The following is a 14,358-nucleotide window of genomic DNA, read 5'->3' on the forward strand; positions in this document are numbered from 1 at the left end:
TCTTGCCATTTTTAATCCTATTAAATCTCATAACACATTTGTATTATTCTATCTAAATTACTGAATTAAAGTTTGTCTAGTTTATAGGGGACATTCCAAGTTTATATGAGCAAAGTATGCTAATGCTCCATCACGAAAAGACTTACCCAAATCAGATGCTGCACCTGTTATAGCTGATGATTGACCAAGAATAATCTTCTTATCTGTGATTCCATTATCCAACTTATAATATAAACTGTAAAATAATATTAATATTGACAAGAAGAAAAATAGAATTCCTTTGATTATTAACTTCATATCTTATACCTTTTCCAAAGTATTTTTCTTAGATTCTAAACTCCATCTTTTCAATACTTTTTTTAGCATTTCGAATTCAAAAGGTTTACTAATATAGTCATTCATTCCGGCAAGTTCACATTTTTCTTTGTCACCTTGCATTGCATTTGCTGTCATTGCAATAATAGGTATCTCTATATACTCTTTACCAGCTTCTTCATTTCTAATAGCTATTGTGGTATCGTAACCATCGAGTTCTGGCATCTGACAATCCATCAATATAAGGTCATATTTTTTATCAGAATCTTTCAAAACATCTAAGGCTTCAATACCATTGTTTGCTATGTCTGCATTAAGACCAAAAGAGCCCAATACACCATTTGCAACAAGTTGATTTGTAAGATTGTCCTCAACCAACAAAATATTAATATCAGTATTTAATGATTCTTCTTGCTCTTCTTGTGTTTCAATAAATGTAGAAGTATTATCATTTAAAGTATTTAAAGCATAAAATAGATCTTTTGTAATTACTGGTTTTGGAATAAATAAATCAAAGCATGAATGAGCATCTTTTAGAAGGTTTTCTCTCTCTATTAATCTAGTCATCATAATAAGCTTTAAGTTATCATAACTTGCATCTTTGCGAATTAATGATCCAAACTCATCCATCTTTATATCTACAAATAATATATCAAGTTCTTTTGTCTTTAATATTTTCAATGCATTTTCTTCATTTATGGCTGTAAATATTTTCATGCCCCAAGACTCTAATTGATTTTGTATAGCACTAATGTTTAAAGAAGAAGAGTCTACAATTAGAGCTTTTTTGCCCTCTACAGAAAATGAAGGTTTGACTAAAGATGACTTTTTACTAAGCCCAACTTCTATGTCTACTATAAATCTGCTTCCTTGTCCATATTCGCTATCAACATTAACCGTACCATTCATCATTTTACATAATTTTTTCACTATTGCAAGACCTAAACCTGTCCCTCCGTACTTTCTTGTTGTAGAGGCATCTAGTTGTGAAAAAGAGTCAAATAATATATCTATTTTTTCTTTTGGTATTCCTATTCCAGTATCTGATATTTCAAAAATAAGTCTTGCTTGTTTTTCATTTTGTTTTTTAAGATTTGCTCTTATGCAAATAAAGCCATTAGATGTAAATTTTATAGCATTTCCTACTATATTAAAGAGTATCTGTCGAATTCGTCCAGGGTCTGAATTTATAATATCAAGCTTTATTCCTGAGAGGTCTAAAATTAGTTCCAAATCTTTTTCCTGAGATTTCACAGCAATAGCTTCGGCAAATCCACCAATTTCATCACGAATATTAAAATCAATTTGCTCTAACTCCATTTTTCCAGCTTCAACTTTAGAAAAGTCTAAGATATCATTTATCAAACTAAGCAGTGCCTTTGCACTACTTTGAGCTAATGAAGTCTGATGCTTTTGAGTATTATCTAACTTAGATTTCATTAATAAACCAAGCATTCCAATAACCCCATTCATTGGAGTTCTAATCTCATGAGACATTGTTGCTAAAAATTCCGATTTTGCTTTAACACTATCCTCGGCTACTTCATTTGCTTTTGTTAGTTCAAGTTCTAACTCTTTTGCAGCTGTAATATTTGTGCGAATTGCTACATAAGTATTTGGTTTATTGTTTTCACCCATAAATGGTACTATTGTAGTATCACCCCAATATTGCTTTCCATCTTTACTAAGGTTACAAACCTCATCATGCCAAATATCTCCACGACTTATAGTAGAGTACATTTTTTCCCAAAAAGCATGTGAATGTACTCCTGAGTTTATTATTCTATGATTAGAGCCCATCAGCTCTTCTCTTGAGTAACCACTTATTTCAATAAATTTATCATTTACATATGTAATATCACCCTTTACATTAGTAGTTGCTACAATAGAGTGTGCATCTAAAGCAAATTTCTGCTCATTAAGTTCTCTTAGTGTCTTTTTTGCTTGAATTGTCTGAAAATTGATTTGCTCTTCATTTTTATTAAGAGAATCAAGCATAACCTTAAATGCAGACTCCAATTGCCCTATTTCTCCACTGAAATTTAGATTTAGATTTATATCTTTTTTACTATTAGAAAATTTCATGCTTGCATCTGAGAGAGATTTTATTGGTTTTGCTATTCGTCTAGATATTATAAATGAAACTATTAAAACAAAAAATATTGTTACTAAAAAGAAAAGAAAAGCTTTGTTAAAAACTTTATTTGCAATAGTGTAGATGCTATCTTCATTAAGTTCACTAAAGAGTATCCACTTAACTCCTAATATATCTATATAGTGATGTTTACCTATTACAGTATTAGAAAATGGATTTATATAATTGGGGATCATCTCTTCTTTGTTTGTCTTATTCGAAATTTCTAAGTTCTTATCATACCACGCACTAAGGACAGAAGTCTCAACCTTAGAATTAAAAGTTTTAGAAACCATATCATTGATTAAAAGTCCATCTTTACTGAGTAGGTAGTTACTTGTTTTAGTTACTCTGTCATTAAGCAGTGCAGATATATGTTGCGCTTTTAACTCTACAGCTAAAACACCAATTTGATTGCCACTATCATCAATCATAGCTGCTGTTAAAAACCCGGTCAGCATATTATTTGAAGATTTGTATAACTCTAAATCCGAGAAGTGAGGTTTTGAATCTTTGAGTGTTTGAGAGAATGAAGAAGCAAATTTTGTTGATGAGTGCGAACCATTTAGTAGATTTTTACCTAAGTCATCTTCTTGAGCCACAGTAAATAAAATATTTCCATCATTATCAATCAAAAACAGATCATAAATATAATCATAATTTTGTGTTAGTTTTAGCAAATCACCTTGGTTTTTATTTATAGTATCTGCGTACTCATCACTTTTGACAAACTCATCTAAACTTTTAGAACTTTTTTTAAACTCTGAAATAAGTAGAGTTAAAAAGTCTGTATTAGCTTTTGTTTGTGACCAAGTGGACAGATCAACTTCTCTATAATAAAACCAATTATCTATAAACTTCTTTTCTAATTTTGCTGTATGTTTAAGATCTTCAAAGGCTGCTTCTTTAAAGCCTTTAACACTCTCTATATAACTCTCATATGAGATGAGAAGTAAAGGGATTAAAGATAAAAGGACAAACCAAAATAAAATTGAAAAACCAAATGATTTATACCAAACTACTCTACTTACTTCTGATTTATTAAACATTTACCTTACCGCCCCTTGTAGATATATAATAACTCTACAACAAAGACAATAAAATATCACTTAGCGTTAACGCTATATCTTCCTGAACCAAGTAAAAATACAGATATACAAAGAACCAAATAGAAAAATGGAAGTTCAATAACCGGTGCACCATGTTTTCCTAATGCAAACAGAGCTCCTCCATAAGCTAAAAATATAGCCATTAGCATATTTAAAGCCAATAACACAGATGCAACTCTTGCATACAGTCCTAATATAATAAATATAGGTACTACTACTTCACCAAGATAAATGCCATAAGCTAAAAACTCTGGAAGTCCTGCGTTTGTTGTCAGATGCTTTACACCACTTATACCATTTATGATTTTCTCTACTCCATGAAACAACATCATGACACCAAGACTAAGTCTAATTATTAACTTTGCTATATCGCTATTTTGAAACACTATTTATCTCCTTTAGGTTCTTCTCTAAATCTGCAACTTCCTACTGTAATGGTCTTCGATCCTTTAATAGCATCTTTTACATAAGCAAGTGTTCCTTTGGGATCTGCATCTCCAATTTCTTCTTCTATCATCCTAAGAAGATCAGCCTCATTTGTTATCGTCCACGTTTTTTCGTAGTTATATTGTGTTTGTATTTTCATAAGAGTATAATACCTAAATTGAGGAATAAAATATGAAAGATATGCTAAAAAACTTTACCGTTCTTTACGTAGAAGATGAAGAAATGGTGCGTAAAAGTGCTGTTGAATACTTACAAAGAGTTGCTAAAGTAGTCTTACAAGCAAAAGATGGCAAAGAAGCTATTAGCGTTTGGAAAGCACATAAGCCAGATATTATCATCACAGATATTAGTATGCCCCGTCTTAATGGCATCGATATGGCAAGTTATATCAGAGCTCATGATAAAGATGTTCAGATTATTATAGCCACAGCTCATTCAGACACAGAGTATCTTTTAAAAGCAGTTGAGCTACAACTTGTAAAGTACATCATAAAACCTATTACAAAAGACAAACTTATAAATGCCTTGGAGAAATCTATTGAACTTATACAAGACAAAAGTAAGTTCAACCTTGCTCTTTCTGCAACGGCTTTATATAACGCTTATGAGAAAATTATTTATAATAATGGCCAAGAGATAAAACTAACAAAAAATGAAACTCTTTTTCTTGACCTTTTAGCTCATCACCATACAAGAGTTGTTAAGTATGAAGAGATTGAAAGTGCTATATGGGCTTATGAGGGAATGAGTCAAGATGCTATTCGTTCTCTTGTGCGTGGGATAAGGAAAAAAGTTCCCCAGCACTGCATAGAAAATGTGTCAGGAAGTGGATATAAACTACATACTTATAGCGAATAAAAGAGTTTTTTAAATCTCGATTTTAAAACATGCTCCACGTGATGAAACATCTCCTTCATCTTCGACATTATGAACACTTAGTTTTCCACCTAGGTGTTCTTCTATAATCATCTTAGACATATAAAGTCCTAAACCTGTTCCACTTTGTTTATCTTTTGTAGAGAAATACGGATCAAAGAGTTTATCCATAATACTTTCATCTACTCCACCACCATTATCATAAACCTCAACTATTAATTCTTCTTTCTCGCATCTAGAAGTAATTCGTATTTTTGGATTATCTATATTTTTATCTACTAAGATATCTTTTGCATTTTTTATCAGATTTAGCATAACTTGAATAAATTCATTTTTATATATATGAGTTAAATCTCTTCCGTATGATTCTAACTCAACTTCAACACCACTAACTTCCAATGACTTTTTCATAAGAGTAACACTAGTAGCTACAACATCGCTTACTAATACAAACTCTTTAGCCTTATCAGGTCTAAAATAATTTCTAAAGTCATCTATAGTTACAGACATAAACTCTAAGAGAGTATTTCCTTCTTTTAACTTATCATCAAGGTACTCTTTAGTTAACTCTTTATACTCATAAGCAGAGTCAATATTCATAAATAGATATGACATCTGATTAAGAGGCTGTCTCCACTGATGGGCAATCATACTAAGCATATCTCCCATCTCAGCCATTTTTGACTGTTGGATAAGCATCTTGTCTTTTTGTCTGTGAGCTTTTAAACCTTCAAAAACTCTCTGTTCAAGCGATTCATTTAGCTTCTCTAGTTCATCAGTTCTTTTTTGAACCTCTATCTGATACTGAGAGAATATATGGTTAATTTTTCTAGATAATAAGAGTGAGAGCATCATTACAAATATAATAATAGATGCAGAAGATTTAATGATAAACTCCAACTCTTTATCTAGCATCTCTTCTAAGTCTCTGTGCTTTGTTAACTCTTGTTCACTCATTGTTGATATATCGAATCCATAAACTAAATGCCAATCAAGAGGTTTATAATACTTAGAATAATAGTAGTAACCATCTACTCTATCTTTGTACCATTTAGATTTTTGAGATAAATTTTCACTTATAATTTCAAGAGAATTAATAACTGAAAATTCTTTCATTTTTTTAGACAAAAAGATGGGTTTACTTTCATCATAGAGTCCCATAAAGTCTGTATGGTCCATAGGGATACTTTGAACCATACTTAAGAGCGAAGCCTTCAAATCTTCTCGTTTTTGTAAAACATTTGTAGATGATCCTATATACCAGCCATACATCTCTAAGTTTTTTACTAAAATAATTTGTTTTCCAGAACCAGTATAAAAATTACTCTCCAAAAAGCCTTCACCATCTTTTCTAACCTTTTGAATCTCTTCTAAAATCATAGCTCTTCCATCAACATCTTCGTAAGCACTTATATTTTTTTGATTTAATAAAGAACTTCTTGAGAGTATGCTATTTCCTGTAAAGTCAGCTATAAATATATAATCTTTTTTTGTACTATATGTCATTTGGTTAAGAGCATCTATAATTCTCTCTTTAACCTCTCTATTACTTTTTTTTCCTTCATATTTTTCATAGATAAATCTAGCACTTTTATATGCCATATCTACTCTTGTTTGCAATTGGTTTTTTATATTTTCTTCAACTCTACTGTTCCTATAGTCAAAAAGAAGATTTAACTGATTTACCCACATCTCACCTTTTGCTTTTTTAGACTCGACATGCTCTTTTATAGCACCAACTTTTACAGTATAAAAATATGCCTTTACTTTTTCAACATAAAAAGTAGTGATAAAAAAGCTTGCTGTTAATACAAGAGCAAGAGGAACAACAACTATAAGATAGGGTATTATTTTTCTTTCATTAATTTTCATGATTCATCTTCACTTGAGATATTTAAAACTTTTTTAGGTTTTACTCCAAGTTCTATCATATTCTCAGCACGCTTTATGATATTACCTTTTCCAGATTTAAGTCTTTTTATAGAAGTTTCATAAGAGTCTTGAGCTTTTTGCAGATGACTTCCAACTTTATGCATCTCATCAACAAAATGAACTAGTTTTTCATACATTGCTTCTGCTTCATCTACAATTTTCATGGCATGATCCTCTTGTCTTTGAGTACGCCAAATATGTTCTATTGTTCTTAGAGTTACTAAAAGAGTAGAAGGAGATACAACTAAAATATTACTAGCATAAGCACGTTTAAAAAACTTTCCATCTGCTTCAAGTGCCAATAAAAATGCACCTTCTATAGGCATAAAAAGAAGTACAAAATCAAGAGTGTTCACACCTTGGAGCCTATCATAGTCTTTACAACTTAAATCTTTTATGTGCCTATGAATAGAATTAAGATGTTCTTTGAGAGCTAAAGACTTAGCTTCTGGATTATCTTCACTCATAAATCTCTCATATGCTACTAGTGAGACTTTAGAATCAATTATAATATCTCTATCCTGAGGCATATGTATAATTACATCAGGTCGATATATTTTTCCCTCACTTGATTTTAGAGTAGACTGCGTTTTATACTCTATACCTTCACGAAGACCAGACTCTTCAAGTATTCTCTCCAATACAATTTCACCCCAATTACCCTGTGTCTTATTTTCACCCTTTAGAGCAGTTGTAAGGTTTAGTGCATCTTGGGACAACTGAGCATTCATCTCTTTTAAACGGATTAGTTCATCTTTTAAAAGATATCTCTCTTTTGTTTCATGAGTGAATTGTTCTCGGGACTGAGTTGAAAAGTTTGTAATCTGTTCACGAAATGGGCGAAGTAAAATCTCAAACTGTTCTTTGTGAGTATTATTAAATTTTTTTGATTTATCTTCAAATATTTGGTTTGCAAGTAACTTAAATTCTTTTGAGAGTTCTTCTTTTGCATTTTGCATAATCTCTAACTTTTCTTTAGAAGATTTTATCTCCTCTTCATAGCGACTACTCAGTACTGCGTACTTAAGTCGTAAATTATTTTTATACCCAAGAGTTATAAGATAAAGATATAACAATACTAAAATTATTACAATACTTGCTATTAAAAGTATTAAATATATATCCATTAAGCTATCCTACCTATTTTATGGGAAAAGTATACTACATTATGTTAAAATATCGTTATGATAGAATGGAACGAAGGTTTTGCTATTGGGGTTAAAGCCATAGACGATGACCATAAAAATCTTTTAAATATTATTAATAAACTTTCACTCGCAATAAATAATAATAAAGCACAAAAATATATAGAAAAAAATTTTGATGATTTGCAAGATTATGCAGTAGATCATTTTCGTAGAGAAGAGATATACATTAAAAAAAGATGTACTTCTACACAAATTGTAAACCATATAAAGAAACATAAAGAATTTGAAGAAGCTATTCCCAAACTAAAAGAAGAAGTTTCTAATTCTACAAACTCTTCAACTGCAAAAGAAGTTAGTGCATTTTTAACTGACTGGTTATTAAACCATATTATAGAAGATATTCCTGAAATAACTAGATTAAATGAGAATGATTTATATAATGAAAATACCAGTTTTCTTACAAAGACAATAATAAAAATTACTAATAAGTTTAGCTTTACAAAAAAAATACTTTTATCAGCTTTAATTCCATTGATTGGTATGCTGTTATTTGGTTCAATTATTTTATTCCATAATTTCAATCAATATAAGGATATGAAAAAAACTTCTTCTATTACTAATATTATTACAAATATTAGTGAGTTAATTCATGCTATTCAAATAGAAAGAGGTTTAAGCGGTGGATATTTATCCTCAACTAAGGATAAATTTAAAGAAAATATACAAGTCCAAAGAACAGTTGTTGATATGGCGACTTATGCATTTCTAAATAAAATAAAATATAGTGACATAGATAGCATTCCTCTTATGCACCCATATATAAAAACCTTTAAAGAAGATATTTCATCTCTTAATAAATTTAGAAAAAATATTGATTCAAAGTTAATATCTAAATCAGAAGCTATGGCAAAATATACAAATATAATTAATAATATTCTAAATATCACTCCTAAGGTAGCATTTTTAAGCCTTGATAGAGGAGTTTATTCATCCATTGCTACTCTTTCATCTGTTCAACACTTAAAAGAGTCTTTAGGACAAGAAAGAGCTTCTGGAACAATGATAATAGAACAAAAAGATGCAACGCTAAAAGAGTATGTTACCTTTACAAAACTTTTAGGATCCCAAGAATCTTTTTTAAGCACATTTGAGCAAACAGCTAATAAAGAACAAAAAAATAATTATGATTTATTACAAAAATCAAAAATAGCTAAACAGATAAAATCTTACAAAAATCATATTCAAAAATATGACTTTAACAGATTAGAGTCTGTAATTTGGTTTAAGTCTATGACTATATTCATTAACAATATTAAATTATTTGAGGATGAGTTACTCTCAGATATAAATATATTAGTAGATAAACATATCAATAAAACTATTAATAATTTTTTACTGTGGCTTATCTTTAATACGACCATATTACTCTTCACCCTCTCAATTTTATATACCTTGAAAAAAAGTACTAAATTTCAAATTCACCAACTAACTGATGCTATGAAAGATTTAGCACAGGGAGGAAGATCCCTTAGACTTTCTCCCATACAGGTAAATAGAGATGAACTAGCATATATGTATGAGGCATATGAGACAACTAGAAAAAAACTTCTAAAGGGTGACATATATACACAACTCTATTTAAGTAAAAAAGAGTTAGAGATACAAAAACACCAAAAAGAAAATACTAAACTTGAAGAACTTGCATTTATAGACCCTCTCACAGGAGCTCTAAATCGACGTAAATTTGAAGAGCTTTCTGCTCAAGAGTTAACACGCTCTAATCGTTATAATAGCGATCTTAGTTTTTTAATGCTCTATATAGATCATTTTAAAAATATTAATGATACTTATGGACATGCTATTGGAGATGAAATACTTAAACATTTCTCTTCTTTATGCTTAGAAATGGCTAGAAGCTTAGATATAGTAGCCAGAGTTGGAGGAGAAGAGTTTATAATTATGCTCCCTGAAACTTCTAGTGAAGGTGCTCACATATTTGCAGAGAGATTTCGAGAAGAAGTATATGCTAGTGAAGTACAGGCTAAAGATCACATTATAAAATACAGTGTTAGCATCGGTATAGCCACTTTAGATAGAGAAAAAAAAGAAGATGTAAAAGACATTTTACATAAGGCAGATAAAGCTCTGTATCAAGCAAAAGAGTCAGGAAGAAACCGTAGTATAATCTACAAATAAAAACCTTTTTTTGTTTAACACTATTGTAATATTTATTGATATACAATCTAGCTATGATAAATTGGAATGATGGATTAAGTATCGGAGTCAAAGAAGTAGATGATGACCATAAAAAACTACTAAATATAATAAACAACCTCTCAATAGCAATAAGTAATAATGAAACAAATAATATAATAGATAATATTTTTAATGAGTTAAAAGAATATACTAAAATACACTTCCAAAGAGAAGAAACTTTTCTAAAAAATCACAATCATCCAAGAATTAAAAAACATATTCACGAGCATAAAACTTTCATAGAAAAGATTCCGGAACTAAAAACTAAACTTACGAATTCATTAAATACCGAGCATGCACAAGAAGTCAGTTACTTTTTAACAGATTGGCTTTTTAATCATATTATTGAAGAAGATATTCCTGCAACTAATATTTTTTTAAACTCTGCAATATCAAATCAAAATAGATCTGAAAAATCAATACTTAAAAAAATAATCGATAAAACAACTAAAACCTTTAGTTTCACCAAACGAATATTTATATTCTCAATCATTCCACTTTTAGGAATGCTAATTATTGGTTTCATTATTATTTTTAATGACTATAGCAATTATAAAGATATTAAAAAAACATCAACACTTACTCAAGTTATAACAAACATCAATGAACTAGCACATACCTTACAGATTGAAAGAGGTTTAAGTTCTGGCTACCTATCTTCATCTCAGACTAAATTTAAAGAGAATCTTAACAAACAAAGAAGCATTACTCTAAAATCAATAGAATCATTTAATAATAAGCTTCTAAGTGTAAATAGTGATAAACTTTTAGTAATTACTCCTTTTATTAAAACATTTCAAAAAGATATAAATACCCTAAATGATTTTCGAAAAAAAATAGATGCTAATGAAGTATCTCAAAATACTGCAATAAATTTTTATACAGATATAATTAAAAATATTTTAGGAATCACTTCTAAAATGGCAATGTTTAATCTTGATAAAGATATTTCTTCATCCATATCATCTTTTTATTCACTCTTACAGTATAAAGAAGCACTAGGTTTAAAAAGAGCATATGGAACTGCAATTATAGAGAATAAAGATATAACTAAGAAAAAAGAATATATAAAGTTTATACAATTACTTGGTTCTCAAAATACACTTTTAAATAATTTCAATCACACTGCTACATCATTTCAAAAAGATGAACTAAACAAAATTATTAGTTCAGACATATCTTCTACAATCTATAACTTAGAAAATAGTATAAAAAATCACAATCTTAAAGATATTAACTCTCTACTTTGGTTTAAGTCTATGACTCAACTGATTAACAATATAAAGAGGTTTGAAGATGTACTTCTATATGAAATTAATATACTAATTCAAAATAGACTAGAAAATGGTACTAATAACCTTTTCACATGGATTTTTTACACAAGTATTATTTTCATATTGACAGTTATCATCATATACATCTTTGAGCAGAGTTCAAGAAATGAAATGAGTCAATTAATAGATGCCATGAAATATTTATCACATGGAGATAGAACACTTAAACTTTCACATGTAAACACAAATGATGAAATGTCTAAGATGTACGAAGCTTACGAGATTACAAGACAAAAACTCTTAAGAGGTGACATCTATGCACAACTTTACTTAAGTAAAAAAGAATTAGAGATAAAAAAACATCAAAAACAAAATCTAAAACTAGAAGAGATGGCATCTATAGATTCTTTAACTGGAGTATTAAATAGACGTAAGTTTGCGGAAATATCAGCCTTAGAGTTACAACGTTCAAGTCGTTATAAAAGTAATCTTAGTTTTTTAATGCTAGATATAGATCACTTTAAGAATATTAACGACACATATGGACACGCTGTAGGTGATGAAATACTAAAACACTTCGCATCTATCTGTTTAGAAATGATTAGAACTTTAGATGTGGTAGCAAGAGTAGGTGGTGAAGAGTTTATAATAATGTTACCAGAGACTACAGGCGAAGACGCTTATCAATTTGCCGAGAGATTTCGTGAAAAAATCTATTCCTCTGAAGTAAATATAAAAGAGAATCTTATCAAATATAGTGTGAGTATTGGTATCGCTGTTTTAGATGAAGACAACGAAGTAAAAGATATCTTACATAGAGCAGACAAGGCATTATATAAGGCAAAGAAATCGGGTAGAAACTGCACTATTATAGATAAATAGAGCTTTTTACAAGCCTTATTTTACACAATACAAACTTAAATTATTTTAACTACAATCACTTTCAAGATAAAATTTGGTTTATTTAGCTATAATTCGCGAAATTGTTTAAGGGGAATATGCTTTGCGTTTGGCAAACTTGTATCATCTCCTTACATTTAAAGGATAATGATGCAAGAAAATGCACAAACAGAAGAAAGTACACCCGTTGTAGAAGAAAATCTACTTACATTCGCAGACCTAGGTTTAAATAAAGACTTATTAAGAAGCGTTGAACAAGCAGGATTTGTAACTCCAAGTCCAATTCAAGCAGCAGCTATTCCACTAGTTCTTCAAGGTCGTGACATTGTAGGTCAGGCACATACAGGAACAGGAAAAACAGCAGCTTTTGGTCTTCCAGCACTAAATAATATCGATGTAAGAAATGGTGTAGAGATTTTAGTTATTACACCAACTCGTGAACTTGCTACACAAGTAAGTGATGAGTTATTCAAGTATGGTAGAAATATGAATGCTAGAACTGTTACAGTTTATGGTGGTAGTTCATACAAACGTCAAATTGATCTTATTGAACGTGGAGCAAGTATAGTTGTTGCTACACCTGGTCGTTTATTAGATATTCTTAAGAAAAATATGGTTAAAGACTTTACTCCTAGTATTGTTGTACTTGATGAAGCTGATGAGATGCTAGATATGGGATTCTTAGATGATATCAATGAAATATTTTCATATCTTCCAACAAACCGTCAAACACTACTTTTCTCAGCTACTATGCCTAAGCCTATTAAATTACTTGCTGAGCGTATTTTAGATAACCCAGAATTCATCTCTATTACTAAGGGTGAGACTACAAACTCTGATATTGAACAACTTTACTATGTAATCGAAGAATCAGAAAGAGATGACGCAATAATTCGTCTTATGGATGCAGAAGAAACAGAAAAATGTGTTGTATTTTGTAGAACAAAATCTGAAGTTGATAGACTAAGTAATGTTCTTTCTAACGCTGGTTACTTAGCAAATGGTCTTCATGGAGATATGGAGCAACGTCAACGTGAAACTGTTATTAAAGGTTTCAAACAAAATTCTGTAAAAGTACTTGTTGCTACTGATGTTGCAGCTCGTGGTATACATGTTAACAACATCTCTCACGTATTTAATTACCATATCCCATTTGATCCAGAGTCTTATGTTCACCGTATTGGTAGAACTGGTCGTGCTGGTACAAAAGGTAAGGCAATTACATTACTTACTCCTCTAGAGTTTAAAGAGCTTCAACGTATTAAACAAAAAGTTGGAACTTCTATGGGTCACGCTTTTATTCCAAGTAAAAATGACTTAAGAGAGTCAACAGTTGATGCACTTGTAAAAAAAGTTGAAGACCATAAGATTTATGATGAAGCTCATAAAGTTTTAGACAAACTTCGTGAAGATATTGATGAAGAGCAAATGGCTTACAAACTTATATCTATGTTACTAGATCAACAAGATATTAAAGGTCCAAACACTATTGGTATTCCTGCTGATAGACTTGAAGCTGTTTTAACTCGTGCTGCTCAAAGAGGTGGTCAATCTCGTGGTAGAGGTGGTTCTCGTGGTAGAAGTGGCGGCGGCGGTGGTTACCGTGGAAATAAGCCTCGTTCAGGTGGCGGCGGAGATCGTAACCGTGAAGGTGGCGGAAGTCGCGATGGTGCTAGCCGTGAAGGTGGCGGTTACCGTGGAAATAGAGATAGAAACCGTTCAGGTGGAAGCTCTAATAGACATAGAGACTAAGCTTTTACTCTCCAAACAGAATTCTTTCTGTTTGGAAACTTGCTACTACATATAACATCACCCTTTTACTTTTTATCTATCTTTTACATTAATATATGAACAACTCAAATTATAATACCGCCAATTCTAAAATCAAGTGCAATTTTTTGAAAGTAAGTTGAAAGATAGGATTAATCGATAATCTGCTAATCTTATTCGACCAAAAACAAAGAAGT

10 protein-coding genes are annotated in these 14,358 nt (G+C 30.5%); 4 read left to right on the forward strand and 6 right to left on the reverse strand.

The genetic code is table 11. The annotated features are described in order from the left end of the window. Positions 1–81 precede the first annotated feature (81 nt). From QZZ48_RS09280 to QZZ48_RS09295, 4 genes are read right to left on the reverse strand one after another with little or no spacing between them, the layout of a single operon-like run. Entirely contained in the window at positions 82–297 is a 216-nt protein-coding gene (locus QZZ48_RS09280; protein ID WP_294964744.1) for a hypothetical protein, read from the reverse strand. Between the two features lie 3 nt (positions 298–300). Further along, positions 301–3,498: a response regulator gene (locus QZZ48_RS09285; RefSeq protein ID WP_294964746.1), complete on the reverse strand. Its 3,198-nt coding sequence runs from the start codon at positions 3,496–3,498 to the stop codon at positions 301–303. A gap of 56 nt (positions 3,499–3,554) precedes the next feature. Continuing rightward, entirely contained in the window at positions 3,555–3,944 is a 390-nt protein-coding gene (locus QZZ48_RS09290) for a DoxX family protein (protein WP_294964749.1), read from the reverse strand. Next, positions 3,944–4,144 carry a hypothetical protein gene (locus tag QZZ48_RS09295; protein ID WP_294964752.1) on the reverse strand — a complete coding sequence of 67 codons (201 nt, stop codon included), beginning with the start codon at positions 4,142–4,144 and terminating at the stop codon, positions 3,944–3,946. Before QZZ48_RS09295 ends, QZZ48_RS09290 begins: the two co-directional genes overlap by 1 nt. Positions 4,145–4,176: 32 nt before the next feature. Between QZZ48_RS09295 and QZZ48_RS09300 the strand changes: the two genes are divergently transcribed. Further along, positions 4,177–4,863, forward strand: coding sequence for a response regulator (locus QZZ48_RS09300; RefSeq protein ID WP_294964754.1), 687 nt, complete (start codon positions 4,177–4,179; stop codon positions 4,861–4,863). Between the two features lie 9 nt (positions 4,864–4,872). On the opposite strand, the gene QZZ48_RS09305 is transcribed toward QZZ48_RS09300, so the two are convergent. Next, positions 4,873–6,753 (reverse strand): cache domain-containing protein, encoded by a 1,881-nt coding sequence (locus QZZ48_RS09305; protein WP_294964756.1) that lies wholly within the window; start codon positions 6,751–6,753, stop codon positions 4,873–4,875. Continuing rightward, entirely contained in the window at positions 6,750–7,940 is a 1,191-nt protein-coding gene (locus QZZ48_RS09310; RefSeq protein WP_294964757.1) for a DNA recombination protein RmuC, read from the reverse strand. The genes QZZ48_RS09305 and QZZ48_RS09310 overlap by 4 nt, the downstream gene beginning before the upstream one ends. A gap of 57 nt (positions 7,941–7,997) precedes the next feature. On the opposite strand from QZZ48_RS09310, the gene QZZ48_RS09315 reads away from it, so the two are divergent. The 3 genes from QZZ48_RS09315 (at position 7,998) to QZZ48_RS09325 (ending at position 14,143) form a co-directional block, all read left to right on the forward strand. Then, complete coding sequence (locus tag QZZ48_RS09315; RefSeq protein ID WP_294964760.1) at positions 7,998–10,157, forward strand: bacteriohemerythrin; 2,160 nt, start codon at positions 7,998–8,000, stop codon at positions 10,155–10,157. Between the two features lie 53 nt (positions 10,158–10,210). Beyond that, positions 10,211–12,373 carry a bacteriohemerythrin gene (locus QZZ48_RS09320; protein WP_294964763.1) on the forward strand — a complete coding sequence of 721 codons (2,163 nt, stop codon included), beginning with the start codon at positions 10,211–10,213 and terminating at the stop codon, positions 12,371–12,373. A gap of 168 nt (positions 12,374–12,541) precedes the next feature. Next, complete coding sequence (locus QZZ48_RS09325; RefSeq protein WP_294964767.1) at positions 12,542–14,143, forward strand: DEAD/DEAH box helicase; 1,602 nt, start codon at positions 12,542–12,544, stop codon at positions 14,141–14,143. The last annotated feature ends 215 nt before the right edge of the window (positions 14,144–14,358 follow it).

This window comes from Sulfurimonas sp., assembly GCF_016744025.1.
In the GTDB taxonomy this organism is placed as follows: Bacteria; Campylobacterota; Campylobacteria; order Campylobacterales; family Sulfurimonadaceae; genus Sulfurimonas.